This window comes from Caldisphaera sp. (assembly GCF_023256325.1).
Taxonomy (GTDB): domain Archaea; phylum Thermoproteota; class Thermoprotei_A; order Sulfolobales; family Acidilobaceae; genus Caldisphaera.
Genome location: NZ_JAGDXI010000028.1, coordinates 3,198 through 24,618 on the forward strand (window position 1 = coordinate 3,198; position 21,421 = coordinate 24,618).

Consider the following 21,421-nt stretch of genomic DNA (forward strand, 5'->3'; position numbering starts at 1 on the left):
CGCGGCCATGGGGCAGAAGCCGGGCCGTAAGGTCCGGTGGACCCGTGACCGATGCAGATCCCGGTGGTAGTAGCAGCGAAGAGGGGTGGGAACCCCCTCCGCCGGAAAGGACAAGGATTCCATGGCAACGATAATCAGCCATGGGTTAGCCGGTCCTAAGGTGGGGCCTAATTGGTACCTGCCGAAAGGGAAACGGGTTAATATTCCCGTGCCGTGGGGGTAGGTTTCGCGGTAACGCAAGCCCCATCTCCGACGCCTCGGGATAGGGTGGGCGGGGGAATACCCCGCTTAACCGCTGAAGGCCGGGGAGTGCCGTAATGGCGAGAACCGGCTGAAGGCGGGAATAGCCGGGCCTTGAGCCTGGTCCACTCGACTCCTGGGGCCCATGAAAAGGAGATGGGGAACGAGCCTCCACGACCGTACCGAGAACCGACACAGGTGTTCCTGGGTGAGAAGCCCAAGGCGGCTCGGGTGACCCCGGGCCAGGGAACTCGGCAAATTAGCCCTGTAACTTCGGGAGAAGGGGTGCCCGCGGCTCTGGTGTTTTCCCACTGGAACCGCGGGTCGCAGTGACAAGGGGGACCTGACTGTTTAACAAAAACATAGGTCCCCGCTAGCCCGTAAGGGTGTGTACGGGGGCTGAATCCTGGCCACTGGCGGTACGTGAAACCCGGGTTCAACCGGGCTAAGCGCCGCTGAAGGCCGGGGGTAAACTCCACTGACTCGTCCTCAATGGGCGGGTGGTGGGGGCCTAGCTCTGACCCTCTTAACGGGTCCCTGGCAAGGAATGTTTAGAATTAATTAAAAATGTGAAAATAAAATGATACATGAGGAAGAGGAGGATTTTAAGGAGGACTATATTATTGGTTAAGATAATTGAGAAGACCAGGCAGCCTAATACCTACGCATATGTTACAGCTATCAAAGATTGGTGAATTGTATTTTAAGAGAAGCACCAGTACCGGTTATTAGTCTTTAATCTATTGCCAGGGCCCGGGAGGAAGGTAGCCAAATGCCTTGCCGGGTATGGGCTAGTGGTGGGTATGGTTCCCACCCTAGCCTCTCGATAGTTCCGGCGTGCATGAATGGATCAACGAGGTCCCCACTGTCCCGGCCCGGGGCCCGGCGAACCCACCTCCGGGTGCAGAGTCCTGGGACCCCCGACGGGGCGAGAAGACCCTGTGGAGCTTTACTGCAGCCCGTCGTTGGGGTGCGGGAGGGGGTGCATAGTGTAGGTGGGAGCAATGAAGCGCGGTCTCCGGGCCGCGCGGATGCGCCAATGAAACACCACCCACTCTCTCCCGCACCCCTAACCTCGGGTAGCACTCGGGGGACAGCGGCGGGTGGGCAGTTCGGCTGGGGCGGCACACCCCTGAAAGGATATCAGGGGTGCCCAAAGCTCGGCTCAGGCGGGTCAGAACTCCGCCGTAGAGGGTAAGGCCAAATGCCGGGCTGACTGCGCCCTTGAACGCAAGGGGCGCAGGGGGGAAACCCGGGCCTAACGAACGCTCGTGCCCCCACCAGTGGGGGCCGGGCATGACAGAAAAGTTACCCCAGGAGTAACCGGCTCGTCGCGGGTGAGAGTTCCCATCGACCCCGCGGTTTGGTACCCAGACGTCGTCTCTTCCCATCCTGGGGGTGCAGCAGCCCCCAAGGGTGGGGCTGCCCGCCCATTAAAGGGGAACGTGAGATGGGTTCAGACCGTCGTGAGACAGGTCGGTCTCTACCCGCAGGAGGTGTCGGCCGTCTGAGGGGGAGGTACCCCTAGTACGAGAGGAACGGGGTGCCGCGGCCTCTAGTGTACCGGTTGTCCTGGTGGGCAACGCCGGGCAGCCACGCCGTAAGGGGTTATCGCTGAAAGCATCTAAGCGAGAACCCTGACCCGAAAAGAGACGGCCATCTGCCTTCCAGCGCAAGCTGGAGGACAGCGAGGGCTCCCGTAAAATACGGGTTTGATGGGGTGGGGGTGTAAGTCGCGAGGGCGAAAGCTCGAGCGATTCAGCCTGCCACTCCCAACAGCCCGAGGCTGCAGGTCAACCTTGGGCTGGTGCTAGTTGGCTCCTGGTTGGGCTGGATGTGGAGGACAAATCTAATCAACAGGTTAAAAACAGGGTGGCGCATTTATTAAATAAAAATTATATTGCAAAAATTATTATTTTTTATCAAAGCCTAATACATCCGCATAGTTTCCTAAGTCTAGTAAACCATGACCAGAAAAACTAATCAATACTGTTTTCTTCTCTTTATTTCTCTTAGCATTTTCAGCTATTTCACCTAAAATAGGTAGAGCGTGAGCTGTTTCTGGCGCAGGTATATATCCTTCTGTTTCTGCAAACATTTTAGCCCACTTAAAAGTCTCTTCCTGGCTATAATCTCTTGCTTCAACTATACCTTTATTCATAAGAAGACTTAACGTTGGTGCAACTGCATGATATCTCAAACCGCCGGCATATATAGGCGGAGGTATAAAGTCACTACCAATAGTATACATCTTTAATTGAGGCAATATCATTGCTGTATCTGGAAAATCATACTTATAGATACCTTTTGTCATCTTAGGAACTTCCGTTGATCCTGATGCTATATATTTTCTCCTCACTTTACCTTTCCTTAACTCTTCTCCCAAAAATGGATACGCGAGCGCTGCATAATTTGACCCTCCACCTACAACACCTATTATATAATCAGGATCTTCGCCTATTTCTTCCATTTGTAATTTTGCTTCCATACCAGCTATAGTCTTAAACATTATATCTGAGTTTACAACGCTTCCAACAACATATTTTCCACCGTTATCCATTGCATATTTTACTGCCTCACTAATTGCAATTCCTAAAGATCCTGGATGATTTGGATCCTTTAATAACAATTCCCTACCAAAATCTGTTAACTCTGAAGGACTCGGATTAACATTAGCCCCATACATCATCATCAAGTATTTTCTGTAGGGTTTAGCATAATAACTCGTTCTGACCATAAAAACGTATGCTTTCATTTTGAACAGAGCAGATGCTAATGAAACTGCTGATCCCCATTGTCCCGCTCCTGTTTCTGTTGATACGAATTTAGCATTGTCATTTTTTGCGTAATATACATGAGCAAGTGCACTGTTAATTTTATGAGATCCGGTATATGTGTAGCTTTCCATTTTCATATAAATTTTAAGGACATTATCAAATTTTTCTTCTAATCTTTTTGCTCTTATTATTGGCGTAGGCCTACCTACTTGCAAATATCTTTCCAAAAGTTCTTCGGGTATTTTTATGAACCTCTCCTGAGAAAACTCATATTCTAAAACTTTCGTTGGTAAGACAATTTTCAATGTTTCAAATGACTTACCAGTAGCATCTTTTGGTTCAGGTAAACTTTCAGGCAAATCAGGTAATATATTGTACCAGAACTCAGGAATCCTATCTTGCGAAAGGTCATACCTCACTAAATCCTTTACCACAAAGGTTGACCACCTAAGTTTTATCATTTTATAGGAGTTTAAAAATTTTAATCAGAATCACATATATTAGCAAACAGTAAATTTTAAGTGGGTGGTGAATGTGGACGAAGATTTTGTTGTAAAGGTTACCTCGGATTTAATAAAAATCAACTCTCAAAACCCACCAGGTTATACTAAGGGCGTTGTTGATTATATAAAAGATTTACTTAATGACAATGGAATTAAATTCGAGATTTATGAATTTGAAAAAAACAAGCAAAACCTGATTGCTAAAATAGGAAATGGATCACCAACACTTATATTAAATGGTCATATGGATGTCGTTCCTCCAGGAGATGAGAGCAAGTGGATTTATGATCCTTTTTCGGGCAAAATAGTTGATGATAAAATTTTTGGAAGAGGAGCAACTGATATGAAAGGAGGTTTAGCTACTATACTTGTTGCTACACTACAGTTATCAGATATCATAGAAAAATCAACAGGTTCATTAATTTTTGTAGCATCTGCTGATGAAGAAGTTGGTGGTCATGCTGGTATGCAAGGGTTAGTGAAAAATAATTTAATTAAAGGAGATGCTGCGTTAATAGCTGAGCCATCAGGCTATAATAGGGTTTCTATAGGTGAAAAAGGTCTTTGCCAAACAAAGATTCTAACTAAAGGAATACCATCTCATGGAAGTATGCCAGTACTTGGAGAAAATGCCATATTAAATATGTACAAAGCCATAAATATAGCAAAAGAAACTATTGATGAACTTAATTCTAAAATAATTATTCCAACTGATGTTGAATTTGCCATAAAGGAAACATCAAAAACTTATGAATCGGTTATAAAAGAAAAGAAACTAAACATTTCTGTTGAAGATATCGAAAAGCAACTCAAATCAGTGTCATTTAATCCAGGTGTTATAAAAGGAGGAAGTAAGATTAACATGGTTCCAGATTATTGTGAGTTGGAATTAGATATGAGGACTCCACCAGGCTGTAATTGCGAGAATGTAAGAAATCTATTAAAAAATAAACTTAATGGAATTGCAGAAATATATCCTATAGACACAAGCGAATCAAACTTCACCTCAACAGAAGAGAGAATTACTAAAATAGCATTAAATTCTGTAGAAAAAATTCTAAATAAAAAACCTGAACTTCATATAGAATCAGGAGCAACTGATGGGAGATACCTAAGAGCAATAGGAATACCAACTATTATATATGGTCCGGGAGAACTATTTTTAGCTCATTCATATAACGAATACGTCAAAGTTTATGATTTAAAAATGGCGTTAAAAGTAACAAAAAATATTATAACAGAATTTCTTAATATAAAAAGTAGTTGAAAAAAATTTTTATGTAGAAAGATTTTTATACTACTAAATTTATAATATATTTGGTGAAAGAAATGATAGATGTTGGAGTACAGGCACCTGAATTTAAATCTAGGGCTTATTTCCCTGCAGAAAATAAGGTTAAAGAAATAAAACTTAGCGATTATAAAGGAAAATGGGTTATACTAACATTCCATCCAGGAGACTTTACATTTGTATGTGCAACAGACTTAGAGGCATTCCAGGCACATTATGAAAAGTTTAAGGAAAACAATGCTGAAATACTAGGTATTAGCACTGATTCAGTATATTCGCATAAAGTTTGGGTAGAAACAAGCCCGAGAGTTAGCAAAGTTAAATTCCCCTTAGTTGACGACATTAAAAAAGAAATTTCATCAGCTTATGGATTCTTGAATCCAACAAGCGGTATGACTAGAAGGGGAACAGTAATAATAAATCCAGATGGCATAGTTGAGTATGTTTCCGTATTTAATGATAGGCTTGGCAAAGATGTCCCACACATATATAATGCATTTATAAACCTAAAATATCTGTATGAACATCCACCAAAACCAGAAGAATTCGATATAATAGCAGCCAACAAGGGAGAAGGGTTCCAATCTATAAGGATAAGAATACCTGATAGCATTGGAAAACTATAACCTTTTTTATATATAAGGATATAATTCTTTTCCTTTTTATAATATTTTTGGTGTCTAGATTGAGCTTTAGAATTAAGAACGAGGAATTTAAAGAAAAATCTTCAAAGACAGCGGCTTACGATTATAAAGAACAAGCCCAAAGAATGAAAGCAATGCAGGATGAGCAGAAAAAAGTAGTTGAAAAAATGAAAAAAATACCGTATAAAATTGCAATTCTTAGCAGTAAAGGTGGTGTAGGGAAATCCTTTGTCACTTCAAATCTGGCAATAGCTCTCAGCTCATTAGGTAAAAATGTGGCTATATTAGATGCTGACTTCCATGGACCAAGCATACCAAAAATGCTTGGTGTAAACCTATCAAAGGGCTTATTAGCTAAGGATGATGGTTCAATAATTCCAGCTATAAGTAAGCATGGAGTAAAAGTAATTTCAGTAGGTCTAATGCTACCTCAAGAAGATACTCCAGTTATTTGGAGAGGTTCCATAAAGACTACTGCTATAAGACAGCTATTAGCATATACCGATTGGGAAGGAGTGGAATACCTTTTAATAGATCTTCCTCCAGGGACGGGCGACGAGCAATTAACAATTGCACAAATAATACCACATTTAACTGGATTTTTACTAGTAACTATACCAAGTGAAGTTTCAAAATATGTAGTAAAGAAAGCAGCAAATTTCGCTCAAAAGCTAAATGTACCTATTATAGGAATCGTAGAAAACATGAGCTATTTTAAATGCGATGATGGAAAAACATATTATATCTTTGGAAAGGGGGCTGCAGAAGAAATTTCTAAAGAATATAACATACCATTCTTAGGGAAAATACCAATCGATCCAAAAATAAGAGAAAGCAACGATAATGGTATAGCATTCTTTATAGATTACCCTGATTTAGAAGCATCTAAAATGTTTATGGAAATATCAAAGAAGTTTATGGATATAGTTGAAAACAAAGAAAAGAAAATTGAATCTGCATAATTTAAAAAATTATAGCAATCCAAACTTTGTAGCTATATCAGTTGCTTTGTATTCTTTTGATAACCTTACCATAGCCTTCTTTTCTCCTCTAGGAGTTATAAGAGTCTTAACAGACTCTACCTTAACGTTATATAAGTTTTCTATGGCTTCCCTAATTTTTTGCTTATTTGCATCTCTTGCAACAATAAAAGTTAATGTGTTGCTTTCTTCCATTAATCTTGATGCCTTTTCACTCATAACTATCTTTAAAATAATTTCTTCCATATTTAATCACCTAAACTAAATCTCTTACCTAAATAATTTAATGCTTCAGTAGTTATTACAGTCAGCCTCCCTGGTACACCTCCAGGAGACAAATGAATAACACTAACAATTTCTGGCTTAACTACATCAACACCAGGCATATTTATAACAGCTCTTGCAAACGGAGACTTATAATCTTCGACTATGAATAATATACTTTTAACTCCTTTGTAAGTTCTACCTCTCATCTTCCCCTTTCCAGCCCTTACTTTTATTCTTTCTGAAGCTCTTTCTATATCTTTATAGACACCTATTTTAGTTAGAAATTCCTTAGCATCTTTTGTTTTCTTTATCTCGTTTAAAACATCTGAACTAATTACTAAGGGTACTGTCTTAGCATCAAATTCATGCCCTCTCTCTTTAACTAAATCTAATATAGCTGTTGCAGCTAATGAACTCATAATAGCTAACCTTTTTTCCTTTTTATTTATATCTTCATATATTTTTTCATCTAATCTTGGTGGAAATGCAGCTCTACCTTTCCTAACCATAGGTGCAAATGCAGCTCTCATTCCTCCTTTTATCCTAGGAACTCTAGCGACACCATGACCAATTCCTATGCTCCTAGCTGTAGTCCTCTTACCAGCCATAGGATCCCTAGCTTTTGGTTGAATAGATGCAGTAAATTCGCTTAAAAATGCCCTTAATATTAAATCTCTCCTTACAGGCATTCTAAAAACATCAGGTAATTCTATCTGTCCGTCTTCTTCTCCTTTTACATTATATTTACTAACTGATACTTTAGGAGACAAATAAAATATCATTGAAGAATTAATTGTCGCCATAATCATACACCCTGCTTACTTGATAAACTAATATAAGTAATTTGAGGCTTCTTAATTCCCATAGTTAAATACCATACAGGAGGCCTTATTGGGTATCTTAATACTACAGGCCTCTTAACAGTTCCTGGTATTGAACCGTCTAGTATAATGTAAGAACTTTTAACGACTCCATAATTAACAAATCCTCCCGATGGAGTTATTTTAAGTCCATCATCACCTATATCTAATATTCTTTTATTATATTCAGTTCTTCTGTGGAATCCCAATTGGCCTGGCGATGGATTTTCCCACCAAGTCCCTAATCCGTGACTTCTCGCTCCTATTTTTCTGCTTCCTTTTCTGTGCTTCGTCCACCTCGGCAATTGCTTTGCTCCAGCTCTTTTGATAACGCCTTGCCATCCTTTACCTTTAGTGACAGCTAAAACGTCTACTACTTGGCCTATTTGGAATACATCCTTTACTGATACCTGTTGGCCAAGTTTACTTATAGCAAAGTCCAAAGCTTTTTTGACATCATTTGAAGGAGTATTAACTTTCACTTCTATTACATCAGGTTTCTTCTTGCTTAGACCACCAGTTAACTTTGGCTGCGAAGCTATAAGGACTCTTATTTCTTTTAGTTCACTTAAGCTTTTCTGTAACTCTTTTATAGATCCTTCAGTATCAAAGTTACCTAATGTACTTATTCTTCTTTCAAGCTCTAAATCCTCAGGTACTTTACTCCAAGCCTCAGTCAACGGATATAGACCTTTATTTGTATCTAAAGCATATCCCCTAACAGCTAAAACATATACAGGAGGAACTTCAACAACTGTTACAGGCTTCATTACTTCTTTTCCATATGTTGGTAAACCTTGTCTATTTTCTATCATAAATATGTGTGTCATTCCTACCTTATATCCGATAAAACCTAAAAGTTTTGGCTCTTGAATTGATAGTACAGGCCATGATTTAATTCTTGGTACAAATTCTTCTGCTCTTTGTCTAGGGTAGAATCCTAGGCTACCACGACGTGCTGCTGATTTCTTACGATGCCCCATCTTTAGCACCTTTTCAAGGCTGTAGGGGTGTATCTAGTTTATAAAGCTTTACTTAAAAATAAAAATGATTTTCAATTATCTCTATACATAAAAGACCATAACAGGTTTTAACCTTTTGTTACACCTATAGGTCTCATCCTAGCAACTAACTTAGCTATTCCTACAGAGGCTGCTGTTTCAGCTACATTATCTACATTTTTATATGCCTCGGGCATTTCTTCAATTACGGTTGAAACATTACTTGCCTTTAAGTATATACCTTTCTTATTTAAATCATCAACAACATCTTTATAGCTTTTCTCCTTCTTAGCAGATGTCCTGCTGAGTTGTCTACCTGCCCCATGAGGTGCAGTAAACCATGATTTAACACCTGTCTCAATTCCAGCTAATATGTAACTTGCTGTTCCCATACTTCCTGGTATTAATACTGGTTGCCCATAATCTCTATATTTAGCAGGAATTTCAGGACTACCTGGAGGGAATGCCCTGGTTGCTCCTTTTCTATGAACTACCACTTTTTTCTTTTTGCCATCTATTTCGTACTCCTCTATTTTTGCTATATTATGGGCTACATCATAAACTAAATTCATTTCTAAGTTTTCTGGATCTGTATGAAATACGTGAGCGAAGCTTTCTCTAGTCCAATGCATTATAATTTGTCTATTGGCCCAAGCATAGTTTGCTGCAGATGCCATAGCCCTTGAATAATCCTGTGCTTCTGGAGAATTATATGGTATGCTTGCAAGTTCTCTGTCCGGAGGTATTGTATTATATCTTCTCATAGCCCTTTCCATTATTTGCAAATAATCGCTTGCAACTTGATGTCCTAATCCTCTACTCCCTGTATGTATCATTATCGTAACCTGATTTTCAAATATACCATATGCTTTTGCAAGCCTTTCATCAAAAACTTTATCGACATACTGAACTTCCAAAAAATGATTTCCACTGCCTAATGTTCCAAGTTCATTAGACCCTCTTTTTCTTGCAGAATTGCTTACCTTTGTAGCGTCAGCAAGCTTCCATGCACCGTTTTCTTCTATAAATTCAATATCTTTTTCCCATCCATAACCTTTTTCAACAGCCCATTTAGCTCCATAATTTAATACTTCTGTTAGTTCATTATTTGTCAACTTTAGTTTTCCAGTACTTCCAAGACCGCTTGGAACATTTTCATAAATTAAATTGACAAGATCTTTAATCTTCGGCATTACATCTTTTAAAGTTAAATTTGTTTTTATCAATCTAACTCCACAATTTATATCATAGCCGACTCCACCAGGGCTTATTACTCCTCCTTCATCGATAGCCATAGCTGCTACTCCCCCTATCGGGAAACCATAGCCCTGATGACCATCTGGCATAACCAAACTATACTTTTGTATACCTTGGAGGCATGCAACATTCATTGATTGCTTCAATGTTTGATCTTGTTTCATTTTTTCTATTAATATATCATCAGCATAAATTACTGATGGTACTCTCATACAACCATTTCTTTCTATAATCCATGTGTTGTTTGCTATTTTTCTGGGTTCTATTTCCTGCATTTTTACCACCACTAAATATAATCTAATTAAAGCTTTAGAACATTATTTTTTATTTTTTAATATATTAATTAAATTAAAGGAAAACAATTTAATAAACCTTGTTACCACATACAATTCCTGGGCCCGATCAGATTCATGGCCCGGATAGCTCAGCTGGTTAGAGCGCTCGGCTGTGGACCGAGAAGTCCCGGGTTCGAATCCCGGTCCGGGCCCTTTAAAAGGGTAAAAATAAAGAGCTTCATAATAAATCTATTCTCAATTCTTATTGAAAAATAAGTTTAATGGCTCTGACTGACTAATTAAAAATGGGTAAAAAGATGGGTGAAACTATAAATAAAGCGATTATAAAGGTTGTAATTAGGGTAGAGGATCTTTATCTTAAAATTCCATATTCCATAGAAAACGAATCTATGGAAAACAGTTTAGAAGAGTTATCTTCACTATTACAGTATGATCAGAAAAAAGATTTTATAAGAAGGCCGTATAGTGGGCTTGATTATGAAGCTAAGCTTCTTTCAGACTTGAGCAAGGCATTAAGAATAAGAATGGAGTTAAATAAAACATTAAATGTATCTGGAATTGAATATTTCAGTAAAAGATTAGAGGAGTTTTTGGAAAAAGTTAGGTATTCATTAGGCTACAATCCCCATATACCATTGAACTTAAACGAAAGATCAAGGCCAAACATTAAAATATAACCTCTTTCTATTATAAATAATTAATGCCGACCAATGAAGTTAATAAGAGGGTCGACTGATATTTGATGATTGTTGGAACTGCTGAGGGTCGGTAAATGATTAACATAGGTGTTTTGGGAATAGGAAATGTAGGAAAAAGAGCGGCCTTTTTATTAAAAAGAGAAGGGTTTAATGTAACCCTTTTTGATTATAACGAAGATATCTTGAAAAATACTGCAAAAGAACTTAACTTAAATTACAAAAAAGTTAATGCATTAAACAAAAATGAAGTTATGTCATCATTGTCGAATATAGATCTTGTAGTAACGTCTCTACCAGGTAGCGTCGCACATAAAGCATTAAAAAACTTAGTGGAATCAGGGAAAAACGTTGTTGATGTCTCATTTTTCCCTGAAGACCCTTCTGATATTGGAGAAATTGCTGAAAAAGAAGGATTATCTGTTTTGCTAGATGCTGGTGTTGCACCTGGGTTATCAAACATGTTAATTTCTTATGCAAAAAATGAAATAGGAGAAATTAATAGAGGGGTAATCTATGTCGGAGGTATTACTGAAAAACCAGATCCTCCATTAGGAATAATAGCAAGCTGGAATACAATGGATCTAATAGATGAATATAGAAGAAAGGCCAGATTTATTTCAAATAGAAAAATTATGGAAATTGATCCGTTAAAGAGTGAGAAAGGAAAAATATATGTAAAAGGAGTAGGAGAACTTGAATATTTTCCAACTGACGGCTTAAGATCACTATTAAAAACTTTTAATAATTTAGAGTACTTAGTAGAATATACTCTAAGATGGCCAGGCCACATTGAATTTATGGAAGGACTTAATAAACTTGGATTTTTAGATCATAAAAAAATTAAAATGAACAACGCAGAAATTTATGCAGATGAATTTTTAAGCTATATTATTTCTAATTATAAACCAAATTTAAAAGATATTGTTGTATTAGTGGTAGAAGCGTTTACTCAAAATAAAGGAATAAGGTTCACTCAAATAACTAAACCCGAAAATGAGTTTACAGCTATGTCAAGAGTAACTGGGAGCTTTCTATCTTATTCAGCGATAGAATTTATAAAAGGAAAGATAAAGAGAAGTGGATTAATATATCCCGAAGAACTCGGAGAAGAAAATATAGGTAAAGAGATTATAGAAATGATGGCTAATGATAGTATGAATATAAACAAAGAGATTATAGTTAAATAAAACTGTCTAGACCCTCCTCATCGTTTCTCTTATATTCTTTACTCTCATCATTTCTATTAAAGTATTCTAATATTTTTGAAACGATTGATGGCCCTATACCATTAATTTTTAATAGATCCTTAGGATTAGCAGTTGCTAAATCAGCAAGACTTTTGTAACCAGAATTATAGAGCCTTCTTGCCCTCACACGACCTATTTCAGGTATAGATATCAGTTCAAATAGCTCTGGTTTAATTCCGCTCTCGATTCTTTTTTCCATTAACTTAAATTGTGCAACTACATCATTAGGAATACCAATAACTTCTAATATTTCTCCTAAGGATCTTGCTATCCACTTAGCATTATCAATTAAAGAAGCTATATCTCCAGGACCTATATTATAATTTTCTGTTATTTTGTCTTCTGGAACCTCATTTATCCAATCCTTTAACACAAACATTGTTTTAATGACTTCAATTTCCTCGGGACCCATCCACTCTACAATATCTACGAGCTCAGGGGCGTCCTCTAATACTCTATCCATTATTTTATCTTCTTCAGATTTACTTACTATAAAAGGATTTATATCGGGCATCGATGAAATAATATATAAAATTATAGTCTCGTTAAATTTCTTTACCTTGCCCAATATTCTTTTAAGAATTGGTATGCTTTCTGGATCTATATAAGTTTTTGATGTAACATAACCTAAATTTGTAGAAAATAGCTTGTTGTTATCCTCTTGTATTAAACCCCAATCAATTAACTGCTTTATAGCAGTATTTAATAAACGTGAAATAGTTTTTTCTCCTCTTTGTATATAATATAAAGTTTTTTTATGCAAGTTTATTATGCTATCCTCATCATTAGAAATGCCTGATGCTATAGCCCCTAAAACTGAATGTCTTAATCCTCTGAGTCCAGAAAGCTTACTTTCAAGTTTTTCCAAACTTCCATTTACGTATACTTGAATTAGTTCTTCTGAACTATCCGATTTTTTAGCAACTATTATTGCCTCACCGTAAGGATCTAGACCAGGTCTTCCTGCTCTACCTGCCAGTTGTTTATATTCAGAAACTTTTATTGGAGATCTATAGCCTCTTTCATATCTATAATATTCATCTACTATAACTCTTCTTGCAGGCAAATTGACACCTGCTGCAAGAGTAGGAGTAGCAACTATTACTGATATAGCATTATTTACAAAAGCTTCTTCCACGATGCTTCTTTGCTCGTTCGAAAGCCCTGCATGATGATAAGATACTCCATTTAAAATAAGCTGGGCTAATTCATCTCTTAGGCTCTTTGGTCCCCCTGTTGAAATTATTTTCTTTGCATATTTTTTTGCTAAAATTTTATCATAACTGTAATATTGATGATATGATGATGCCTTTTTAGCAAGTTGCACAACCCTTTTTCTAGATTGAGCAAAAATTAGAGATTGTCCTTTATTATTAGATGCATCTATAGCTAAATCTATACTAGGTTCTTTAGATATTATATCAATCTCTTTCTTTTTATTATCGGAGAACTCAATTATTCCATCTTTATAAACTCCTTCATAAAGTGGAACCGGCCTCCATGAGGAATAAACCAAATCAGCATTTAACCACTTAGCTATTTCATCAGCATTTGGTACAGTTGCACTTAATGCAACTACTTGTAAGTCTGGACTTTTATATAATATTTTTGATATTAAAGTTTCTAAAATTGGTCCTCTTTTTTCATCATCTACATAATGAACTTCATCTATAACAACACATCCAATTTGTTTCAAAATATCTGGGGAATTTCTTATAATAGAGTCAAGCCGTTCATAAGTCGTTATTAAAACATCTGCTTTAGGAGGACCTGCTTCATAGTCTCCAATACTAAGCCTTACTTTATATCCCATTTCTTCTATTTTTTTAAATTCTTTATATTTTTGAGATGCAATACTTCTTAATGGTGCAGTATATACCGCTCTTTTGTTTTCTCCTCTGCTTAAAGAATTTATTATAGCATCTAATGCAACAAATGTTTTTCCTGAGGCAGTTGGAGATGCGATCAATAAGCTTTTTCCGTTTTCCAAATCTTTTTCTAAAGCTAACTTTTGCGGAGGATATAAAGTCTTGTATCCCATTATCTTCATTAAATCTGTTGTTATGCTATTTGTCAAATTCAATCCCATAATTCTTTTTCTGTTCAAAGGTTTTAACTTAATATATGTTAAGCATCAAATAAAAACTGTTTCGTAATAGTTCTATATAAATATTTGATTATAATATAAAAGTAATTATTAAAGATAAGACCTATCATGCCGGCTTAAAGCAATTATTACGAGTCTCAATAATTAAGCCTTCTTTATGAACTTTCTGTATTGCCTCTATTACTTTATCCTTTTGTATTTTTTGAGTATTAACAATCTCATCAACTAAGTCATCTAATTTAGCGCATGGCTTATCTTCAGTTAAACGCTTTAGCGTATCAACAACCAAACTCATTATTCTTCTTGAGTGAAAACTCGAGCCAGTAGTAATAATACCTATGTCGATCGTGTTTGATTCTATGTCAAGACCAACGCTAGTCAAAAATGATATTGTTAACCTTATTGCTTCCTCCGCATCTTCTTCTGTAATTTCGTTCTTTAAAGAAACCTTAGCATGAGCTTCTGCTAACCTAACTATCGCCTCAAGTTGCCTTGCTGTTATAGGAACAGGGGTTTGACCTCCTTCCTGATTTCCTGCACTTAATGCACTACCTCTCAAAGTAACAAAGAATGACTCTATTAAATCCTTAGCTTCTTCAGTAAGCTTTGGTTTAACATACCTCTTTGCATATATAACATATTTCTTTAACAATTGAGGATCTATTTCTGGGGTAAATTTATCATAATCGCTATGAACATCTAATATGTGCCTCGCAAGCCTTTGATCTCTTTCTTTATTCATTTCATCCCTAACAACAAAAATTAGATCAAACCTCGATAATATTGTTGGAGGCAAGGTAACATTATCGGGGAATGGCTTATTTATATCATACATGCCCCATTTTGGATTACCTGCTGCTAAAACGCTTGCTCTGGCGTTTAATCTAGCAACAATTCCTGCTTTGGATATACTTATTGTTTGCTGTTCCATAGCTTCATGTATAGATACTCTATCCTCGGGCCTCATTTTGTCAAATTCATCAATTATTGCTAGTCCTCCATCAGCTAAAACAAGAGCGCCAGCTTCTAAATAATATTCTCCAGTCCTTGAATCTTTAACTACTGTTGCAGTTAAACCTGCCGCTGTAGATCCCTTACCACTAGTAAAAACAGCTCTTGGAGCTACCCTTGCTGCAGATTGTAATAATTGACTTTTAGCTACACCTGGATCTCCTACAAACAATAAATGTATATCACCTCTTATTCTGGTACCATCTGCAGCTTGTTTAGGTATACCGCCGAATAATTGTAAAGCTATAGCTTCTTTAAGATCCCAATGACCATAAATTGTTGTACCAATACTTGATATTATTTTTTCTCTGATCCATGGATCTTTACTCAATTCTAATATTTTTTCTTCATCCTCTCTAGTTATACTTATTTCTTCCAAGACTTTTTCTGAAACCTTAACGCTATTTGCTTCAATATAAATCTCAAACAGAGGACTTAATGAAGTAACTCCTGTCTGTTGTAGTTTAACAACACCAACTATCGTTACCCTGTCTCCAGGTCTTGCTATATCTACTAAATCATCAATTAATTGAACAGGAGTACTTCTAGGCATCTGCCCGCCTGGTACATCTTCGGGTTTTTCTTGAACAGTTAACTCTTGCCAATCTATATATAATGATTTTCCTTTAATTAAAGTAAATTTACCCCCAGCTTCTCCGCATACCGGACAAATTGTAGGTTTTTCTATCTTATCCTCTATGTATTCATTCTCTTCAGAAGGCCAATAAAATTCTGCATTACATCCTTCTTTTTCATGCCTAAATGTAGCTTTAATCATTTTACTCCTGATCGGATGCATCCTTGTAATTATACCTTCAACTTGTATAAGCTTTCCTGCATGGCTAGTTCTAATTTCTCTTATTTTTATTGTATCAAATAAACCATAAACTCTTATATGGAATTTTCCTTTCTTTTCTGCATAGGAAGGATCCTCGCTAGAAACCAAATCTTTTAGTGCGTCACCAAACTGTATTAAAATATCGTCTGGATTATCTACGAGGGCTTCCGCTAATGTAGTATTATATCTGTATAAATCAGGATAATCAATGTTTAGACTAGACATATCCATATTCATCATTCTGTGAATCCTTTCAACATATTTGAATATTCCAGTAGAATCTCTATAATTTCTTAAAAAATCCTTAAACTTATCTCCATAGCTTATTTGTTGGGATAGTTCTTTACTCATGATCTATCAACCCCTTTGATAAAGATAAAACATAGTTTCTCCATGAATTAATTATATCTTTAATCATTACATAAACTAAAACTTCCTCTGGCGTCATACGATCTTTTAAATCGTCCCCACTAGTTTGAGACAGCCTTATTATCTTCAGTAGTCTATTTTCTGAGAGCTCAATAAAGTTCTTTTCGGCTACTTCTCTATCATTAATAAGCATATGCGTTGGCGTTTGGGCTATTGCACTATCAAGATTCTTTATTAAATTGCCAATTTTTATATAGAAATCTTGAGGCAAAGAAGTTAATTGATTAGGAGCTTGATTTCTTTTCTCCCTAAAATGATAGGTGTTTATGTAATTAATGTCTACCTCCTCATCTTTTACATCAGCGACTCCAATACTTTTTAAATATTCTGCTTGCCACATAGGTAAATCAATTTCATCCCCTTTTTTTGCATTTATTGTTCCATCTGGAAATGATATTATATAGTCTTTTTTCATCATAACCCTTTTTCTTCTTACTATTGAATCATAACTTAACAATTTTAGTCGTTTTTCAAATTTCAACTCCTGTACCCAGTTTTTAATAGAAACTGAAACGTATAAGGAAGTTTGAGCTCTTCTTTTAAATTTCCTTCTTTATTTTATTTTCTACCTTTATGTTAGTAATTAAAGTATTAGGGTACAAACCATTTGGGTCTTTCTCATATTGCTTGCACATATCCCATACAGCTAATAATCCAGCGGTAACGCCTGCTAAAGCATCCATTTCTACCCCTGTTTCTGCCTTAGTTTTTACCTTTACAACTATCTTTACTTTATCCTTGTCATATGAAAAATTGACACTTACCCCTGTTATTGGTAATGGGTGAGCAAGAGGGATAATTTTGGATGCATCCTTTGCAGCCATAATTGCTGCAACTGAAGCAACAGCTTCTACATCTCCTTTTTCAATTTCTCTGTTTAATATTTTTTTAATTGTCTCTTCTCTTAATTTTATTTCTCCGCTAGCTATAGCTTCTCTATATATATTTGGTTTATTAGTAACATCTACCATTTGTGCCATTTTTCCACCAATTAAGTTTATATGGGCAAACCTTAAAGGTTTTCAATTTCTTTAAATATCTCATACAATCCACTAATTTTAGGATCTCTTAGATCTATCATATAAATTCTAAGCCTTCCATATCTTTTTTCTTCTACTATACCCATTTCTTTAAGTTCCTCCATATTCTTAACTATAACATCGTGATGTAAACCTGTTAACTTAACAAGCCTAGATATATTTACTTGACCCTCTTTCATTAAAACTTTCAATATCCTAACTTTTCCTTTACTTGCCAAAACCTTTTCTATATCCATTTTTCCTCACTAATTTGGCTTCGGACTTCCCACTCTATCTAATAATATAGATTCTATTACTTCTTTCAACCTTTCTGCAGGAATATCTAATGGCAACCTCATTATAGTTGTCTTGCCTCTAATACCTTTACCTGATATTCTTGTTTCGACCAATCCCATATTGTTAAGATTTTTTATGTATTCATAAAATTGTGTATGTTTTCTAGGTTCTTCTCCATAATTGCGAGAAAGATGGAAATATTCCTCTTCTACTTCACCGCTTGTAAGCCAACCTCCTTTGGTTATTAGTAAATCAGAAATAGATTGTAATATTAGCAATTCATGAAGGCTTAGAGACCTTATTATATCTAGTGGTATATTAGAAACAGCATCTGCACTCAAGGCGTCTCTAACGTGCTTTTCTTCTATTCTACTAGAGTTTTCCGCATCAGCTATCTCTGCTGCCATTCTTAAAGTCAATATTGCTTTTCTTGCACTTCCATCCCCTCCTTTTGTATCAGTATAACCATAATAATCAGCTATCATATTCAAAATTTCCTGATCATACGCATTTTCATAAAGCCCTTCAATAGCTCTTTGCTCAATTATCGTCTTTAATTCCTCACTATTATATGGCCTCAAATAAACTCTAAATCCTATTTGGGATTCTACTTGAGGTATTCTTTCTTTCATATAAGTTAAAACTCTAAAGTCTTGAGAAACTAAAAGAAAATTGAGTCTATTTATATTATCTTTAGGAGGTATCTCTTCATAAACCCTTAAAAGCAAGTAAAGCTCGTCATCGCTAAGCTTTGTAGACATAAGTAATGATTGAAACTCGTCTAATATAATTAATGCATACGCATCTTTTATATAAAGGAAATCTGATATAGCTTTCAAAACTTCAATAGTAGCATTGCCCCTGACTGGAATATTCATTTCTAGCTCTGAAACTATCCTAGAGAGTATCTGATGCAGACTTGGAGCCCCATAAACATTTATGTAAACAGGCTTAAAGTTCATCCCTTTATCTTCTGCTTTTCTTAATAAAACTCTGGAGACATACTTTGCTAGTGTCGTCTTTCCTATTCCAACCTTACCTATAGACCCATAGACAACAGATACATCAGTAGAGCCTAAACCTTCTCCTAGCCTAGATAAATATCTCGAAATCAGAACATTAGCCTCATTATCCCTAACTAGTAGAGTCGATGGTATATAAGTTTCATCAAACACAGCTCTATTTGTGAATATTTTTCCTGACATATGTAACCCCTTCCATAATATTACATTTGATAGTAGTTATCACTTTCAGTAACCTCTTTAACTAATCTCACTCTCGCAAGTGAAAGTATTTTTAAGAAATCTGATATACTTTTTGCTATATTTGATAAATAGTAATGCATGATGGTCCGCATTTCCTAATAATACCGCTAGCTGATATATAATATTCCTCTATATTCTCTAAAACAAGAGCATAATTAGACTTTTTGGTTAATTTATAGCCTTGGCTAATAACTATATTAGAAATATCTTCTTCACTTACCTTGCCTTTCAATGGTTCTCTCAGATGAACAATAAGTTTTATGAAACCTTTAGGCAAACTTAATAAAGATTTTCTTACAACTAAATCTAAATCATTGCCACATTCCTTAATAGGTATAACTCTACTAATGAATGCATGGCTATACAAAGAAAAATTCTTTACCACATCATCTATTAAACCCTGTTCGAGGTATATCAAATAAACGCCCTTATATTTTGATGGAACTATTGATGCGTGAGAATCTTTTTCAAATACTGTATCGCTAATTTCTTCAAATGCCCAGGATTGTTTATTTGGCAAGGAAACAGCTATTAAACTTGGGCAGACGGACATATCTCTTTCAGAAAACACTCCTTACACCTCGGATTTTTTGATTTACAATAACTTCTACCAAATGCAATCATTAATTTATGTGCATTTCCTGAAAGTTCACTACCAAAAAAATTTATAAGGGTATTTGATATATCTTTATAAGATTTGCTATCAGTTAGCCCCCATCTTCTCGCGATTCTTTTAATGTGAGTATCAACTGGAAAGACATTAAAGCCTCTAAAAAATGATAGAAATACATCACTTGTTTTTTCACCGATGCCTGGTATTTCCATAAGTTCCTTTTTTAATTCTAACGGGTCTTTTTCCATTAAATATTGCTCTCCTCTATCTTTTACAAATTTAGCAAGCTCAATTATAGACTTAGACTTCTGCCTAGGAAGACCTGCTACTCTTATAATTTCAGATAATTCTTCTATACTTAGGTTCACTATCTTATTAATGTCCAACTTTGTTTTAGCATAAAGATTATTATACGCTTTTATTGCGTTTTTATCCGTAGTGTTTTGACTTAATATGATAGAAACTAAGATTGAGAATGGACTTTTATTTTTGCCCAAAGCAACCATCGGAGAAAAATCGCTCTCATTTATTGTTAAATGTTTAGCAAGCATATTATATACTTCCTTTCCATTAGCCTTGATCTTATTCACAATATCACCATTTCGCATAGAGAGCTCTCGTTCATTGAGCATTAGCTCTCACTCGGTTTGCTTCAGCACATCTCAATTATTTATAACTTAGAGAACTTATTTATCTTTTTTAACAAGAGCATTAATATTTAAAATTCAAATTTATTAATGGGGGAATGTTATGAGAGAGATTAAAGTTATGATTCAACCAATTGGAGAGATTAACCTAGAAGAAGATTATTTGATTGAAAACATACCATCGCATTTTCCATTTCCCATTAAATTATATCCACATTTATGGTCATTACAGCCCCCTTTTAGAGCATATAATATAAATAGAATGCAATATAATGCTGATGAAATAAACAGATACTTATATTCAAAATATGAAGAACTATTAAAAATACCTGAATTTTATATATTAGGCATTGCTAGTTTTGATGCGTATTATAATGATTTAAATTTTGTTTTTGGATTAGCAAGCAAAGAAATAAAAGTGGCATCCATTTATGCGAAAAGATTGAAAACAGATGAATTATCGAAATATAATGAAAGATTACTAAAAGAAAGCATCCATGAACTCGGTCATTTATTTGGTTTAAATCATTGTAATTCATTTAACTGTGTCATGAATTTTAGTAATAAATTATCTGACGTTGATAATAAAAGCTTCAACTTTTGTGAAAAGTGCAAATTAAGTCTTACGTCGTTTTATGAAAAAATTAATGCCTAGAATTTAACCAATAATCAAGAGCTCCTATAATATTTTCTCCTGATTTAAGAGTATTTAAAGACATCAAAGTATTTACCTCCACAATACCCGGGATTTTCATTATATTTTCTATCGCTTTCGATACTTCTCTTTGAGAAGGAGCTAACATTTTTACCAAAAATTGATAAGAACCTGTAATTTCATGCATTTCTACTATATAATCCAAATCAACTAATTCTTTTTTTATTTGAATTATGTTTTCTGCTCTAGCCTTTATTAATAAAAAAACTGTTATTGAGAGTCCAATCTTCAATGGATCAACTTTTATTGTAAACCCTTTAATAATTTCATTTTCTTCTAACTTTTTTATTCTTAAATATATCGTGGCTTCACTTAAATTTAGCTCTTTAGCAAGTTGTCTCCATGGTTTTCTGGAATCGCTTTCTAACGATTTTATAATTACTATATCTTTTTCATCTATATTACCCTGCCTCACTGCT

The 21,421-nt window shown here is 35.6% G+C and carries 20 protein-coding genes, 1 tRNA gene and 1 rRNA gene (1 of these 22 running past the window's edge); 8 read left to right on the top strand and 14 right to left on the bottom strand.

Annotation, left to right across the window (positions count from 1 at the left end):
* A 23S ribosomal RNA gene (locus Q0C16_RS04010) occupies positions 1 to 2,036 on the top strand; it begins 1,353 nt to the left of the window's first position.
* Between the two features lie 116 nt (positions 2,037 to 2,152).
* On the opposite strand, the gene Q0C16_RS04015 is transcribed toward Q0C16_RS04010, so the two are convergent.
* Positions 2,153 to 3,478 carry a TrpB-like pyridoxal phosphate-dependent enzyme gene (locus Q0C16_RS04015; protein WP_367117903.1) on the bottom strand — a complete coding sequence of 442 codons (1,326 nt, stop codon included), beginning with the start codon at positions 3,476 to 3,478 and terminating at the stop codon, positions 2,153 to 2,155.
* A gap of 73 nt (positions 3,479 to 3,551) precedes the next feature.
* On the opposite strand from Q0C16_RS04015, the gene Q0C16_RS04020 reads away from it, so the two are divergent.
* The 3 genes from Q0C16_RS04020 (at position 3,552) to Q0C16_RS04030 (ending at position 6,417) form a co-directional block, all read left to right on the top strand.
* Positions 3,552 to 4,787 carry a M20 family metallopeptidase gene (locus Q0C16_RS04020; RefSeq protein WP_292319754.1) on the top strand — a complete coding sequence of 412 codons (1,236 nt, stop codon included), beginning with the start codon at positions 3,552 to 3,554 and terminating at the stop codon, positions 4,785 to 4,787.
* 62 nt (positions 4,788 to 4,849) lie between these two features.
* Positions 4,850 to 5,437 (top strand): peroxiredoxin, encoded by a 588-nt coding sequence (locus Q0C16_RS04025; RefSeq protein ID WP_292319755.1) that lies wholly within the window; start codon positions 4,850 to 4,852, stop codon positions 5,435 to 5,437.
* A gap of 50 nt (positions 5,438 to 5,487) precedes the next feature.
* The gene (locus Q0C16_RS04030) at positions 5,488 to 6,417 is read left to right on the top strand and encodes an Mrp/NBP35 family ATP-binding protein (protein WP_292319797.1); all 930 of its coding nucleotides are present in this window, start codon (positions 5,488 to 5,490) and stop codon (positions 6,415 to 6,417) included.
* A 9-nt stretch (positions 6,418 to 6,426) separates the two neighbouring features.
* On the opposite strand, the gene Q0C16_RS04035 is transcribed toward Q0C16_RS04030, so the two are convergent.
* The 4 genes from Q0C16_RS04035 to Q0C16_RS04050 all read right to left on the bottom strand — a co-directional run bounded on the left by Q0C16_RS04035 (position 6,427) and on the right by Q0C16_RS04050 (position 10,095).
* Positions 6,427 to 6,681 carry a 50S ribosomal protein L23 gene (locus Q0C16_RS04035; RefSeq protein WP_292319756.1) on the bottom strand — a complete coding sequence of 85 codons (255 nt, stop codon included), beginning with the start codon at positions 6,679 to 6,681 and terminating at the stop codon, positions 6,427 to 6,429.
* A gap of 2 nt (positions 6,682 to 6,683) precedes the next feature.
* Entirely contained in the window at positions 6,684 to 7,505 is an 822-nt protein-coding gene (gene rpl4p / locus Q0C16_RS04040) for a 50S ribosomal protein L4 (RefSeq protein ID WP_292319757.1), read from the bottom strand.
* A gap of 2 nt (positions 7,506 to 7,507) precedes the next feature.
* Entirely contained in the window at positions 7,508 to 8,545 is a 1,038-nt protein-coding gene (locus tag Q0C16_RS04045; RefSeq protein WP_292319758.1) for a 50S ribosomal protein L3, read from the bottom strand.
* Positions 8,546 to 8,652: 107 nt separating this feature from the next.
* Positions 8,653 to 10,095, bottom strand: coding sequence for an RtcB family protein (locus Q0C16_RS04050; RefSeq protein WP_292319759.1), 1,443 nt, complete (start codon positions 10,093 to 10,095; stop codon positions 8,653 to 8,655).
* Positions 10,096 to 10,233: 138 nt separating this feature from the next.
* Here Q0C16_RS04050 and Q0C16_RS04055 point away from each other — a divergent pair.
* The 3 genes from Q0C16_RS04055 to Q0C16_RS04065 all read left to right on the top strand — a co-directional run bounded on the left by Q0C16_RS04055 (position 10,234) and on the right by Q0C16_RS04065 (position 12,001).
* Positions 10,234 to 10,307, top strand: a tRNA-His gene (locus Q0C16_RS04055).
* A gap of 93 nt (positions 10,308 to 10,400) precedes the next feature.
* Complete coding sequence (locus Q0C16_RS04060) at positions 10,401 to 10,793, top strand: hypothetical protein (protein ID WP_292319760.1); 393 nt, start codon at positions 10,401 to 10,403, stop codon at positions 10,791 to 10,793.
* 95 nt (positions 10,794 to 10,888) lie between these two features.
* Positions 10,889 to 12,001, top strand: a complete 1,113-nt coding sequence (locus tag Q0C16_RS04065; RefSeq protein WP_292319762.1) for a saccharopine dehydrogenase C-terminal domain-containing protein — start codon at positions 10,889 to 10,891, stop codon at positions 11,999 to 12,001.
* Here Q0C16_RS04065 and Q0C16_RS04070 read toward each other — a convergent pair.
* The 8 genes from Q0C16_RS04070 to nth form a co-directional block, all read right to left on the bottom strand.
* Positions 11,994 to 14,150 carry a DEAD/DEAH box helicase gene (locus tag Q0C16_RS04070; RefSeq protein WP_292319764.1) on the bottom strand — a complete coding sequence of 719 codons (2,157 nt, stop codon included), beginning with the start codon at positions 14,148 to 14,150 and terminating at the stop codon, positions 11,994 to 11,996. The genes Q0C16_RS04065 and Q0C16_RS04070 overlap by 8 nt on opposite strands.
* A gap of 124 nt (positions 14,151 to 14,274) precedes the next feature.
* Entirely contained in the window at positions 14,275 to 16,368 is a 2,094-nt protein-coding gene (gene mcm / locus Q0C16_RS04075) for a minichromosome maintenance protein MCM (protein ID WP_292319766.1), read from the bottom strand.
* Positions 16,361 to 16,927, bottom strand: coding sequence for a DNA replication complex GINS family protein (locus Q0C16_RS04080; RefSeq protein ID WP_292319768.1), 567 nt, complete (start codon positions 16,925 to 16,927; stop codon positions 16,361 to 16,363). The genes mcm and Q0C16_RS04080 overlap by 8 nt, the downstream gene beginning before the upstream one ends.
* Before the next feature lie 58 nt (positions 16,928 to 16,985).
* Positions 16,986 to 17,447 carry a cyclic pyranopterin monophosphate synthase MoaC gene (moaC, locus tag Q0C16_RS04085; protein WP_292319798.1) on the bottom strand — a complete coding sequence of 154 codons (462 nt, stop codon included), beginning with the start codon at positions 17,445 to 17,447 and terminating at the stop codon, positions 16,986 to 16,988.
* Positions 17,448 to 17,458: 11 nt separating this feature from the next.
* Positions 17,459 to 17,722 carry an ArsR family transcriptional regulator gene (locus tag Q0C16_RS04090; RefSeq protein ID WP_292319769.1) on the bottom strand — a complete coding sequence of 88 codons (264 nt, stop codon included), beginning with the start codon at positions 17,720 to 17,722 and terminating at the stop codon, positions 17,459 to 17,461.
* A 9-nt stretch (positions 17,723 to 17,731) separates the two neighbouring features.
* The gene (locus Q0C16_RS04095) at positions 17,732 to 18,967 is read right to left on the bottom strand and encodes an AAA family ATPase (protein WP_292319771.1); all 1,236 of its coding nucleotides are present in this window, start codon (positions 18,965 to 18,967) and stop codon (positions 17,732 to 17,734) included.
* Between the two features lie 115 nt (positions 18,968 to 19,082).
* Positions 19,083 to 19,598, bottom strand: coding sequence for a hypothetical protein (locus Q0C16_RS04100; RefSeq protein WP_292319773.1), 516 nt, complete (start codon positions 19,596 to 19,598; stop codon positions 19,083 to 19,085).
* Positions 19,559 to 20,230, bottom strand: coding sequence for an endonuclease III (gene nth / locus Q0C16_RS04105; RefSeq protein ID WP_292319774.1), 672 nt, complete (start codon positions 20,228 to 20,230; stop codon positions 19,559 to 19,561). Before nth ends, Q0C16_RS04100 begins: the two co-directional genes overlap by 40 nt.
* Positions 20,231 to 20,390: 160 nt before the next feature.
* Between nth and Q0C16_RS04110 the strand changes: the two genes are divergently transcribed.
* Entirely contained in the window at positions 20,391 to 20,942 is a 552-nt protein-coding gene (locus Q0C16_RS04110) for an archaemetzincin family Zn-dependent metalloprotease (RefSeq protein WP_292319777.1), read from the top strand.
* On the opposite strand, the gene Q0C16_RS04115 is transcribed toward Q0C16_RS04110, so the two are convergent.
* Positions 20,932 to 21,417, bottom strand: a complete 486-nt coding sequence (locus Q0C16_RS04115; RefSeq protein ID WP_292319779.1) for an Lrp/AsnC family transcriptional regulator — start codon at positions 21,415 to 21,417, stop codon at positions 20,932 to 20,934. The two genes, Q0C16_RS04110 and Q0C16_RS04115, sit on opposite strands and share 11 nt — an antisense overlap.
* Positions 21,418 to 21,421 lie beyond the last annotated feature (4 nt).

Coding starts and splice junctions, on each gene's coding strand:
- Q0C16_RS04015 (WP_367117903.1), bottom strand. CDS start 3,478: ATGATAAAACTTAGGTGGTCAACCTTTGTGGTAAAGGATTTAGTGAGG.
- Q0C16_RS04025 (WP_292319755.1), top strand. CDS start 4,850: ATGATAGATGTTGGAGTACAGGCACCTGAATTTAAATCTAGGGCTTAT.
- Q0C16_RS04035 (WP_292319756.1), bottom strand. CDS start 6,681: ATGGAAGAAATTATTTTAAAGATAGTTATGAGTGAAAAGGCATCAAGA.
- rpl4p (WP_292319757.1), bottom strand. CDS start 7,505: ATGGCGACAATTAATTCTTCAATGATATTTTATTTGTCTCCTAAAGTA.
- Q0C16_RS04045 (WP_292319758.1), bottom strand. CDS start 8,545: ATGGGGCATCGTAAGAAATCAGCAGCACGTCGTGGTAGCCTAGGATTC.
- Q0C16_RS04050 (WP_292319759.1), bottom strand. CDS start 10,095: ATGCAGGAAATAGAACCCAGAAAAATAGCAAACAACACATGGATTATA.
- Q0C16_RS04060 (WP_292319760.1), top strand. CDS start 10,401: ATGGGTAAAAAGATGGGTGAAACTATAAATAAAGCGATTATAAAGGTT.
- Q0C16_RS04065 (WP_292319762.1), top strand. CDS start 10,889: ATGATTAACATAGGTGTTTTGGGAATAGGAAATGTAGGAAAAAGAGCG.
- Q0C16_RS04070 (WP_292319764.1), bottom strand. CDS start 14,150: ATGGGATTGAATTTGACAAATAGCATAACAACAGATTTAATGAAGATA.
- mcm (WP_292319766.1), bottom strand. CDS start 16,368: ATGAGTAAAGAACTATCCCAACAAATAAGCTATGGAGATAAGTTTAAG.
- Q0C16_RS04090 (WP_292319769.1), bottom strand. CDS start 17,722: ATGGATATAGAAAAGGTTTTGGCAAGTAAAGGAAAAGTTAGGATATTG.
- Q0C16_RS04095 (WP_292319771.1), bottom strand. CDS start 18,967: ATGTCAGGAAAAATATTCACAAATAGAGCTGTGTTTGATGAAACTTAT.
- Q0C16_RS04110 (WP_292319777.1), top strand. CDS start 20,391: ATGAGAGAGATTAAAGTTATGATTCAACCAATTGGAGAGATTAACCTA.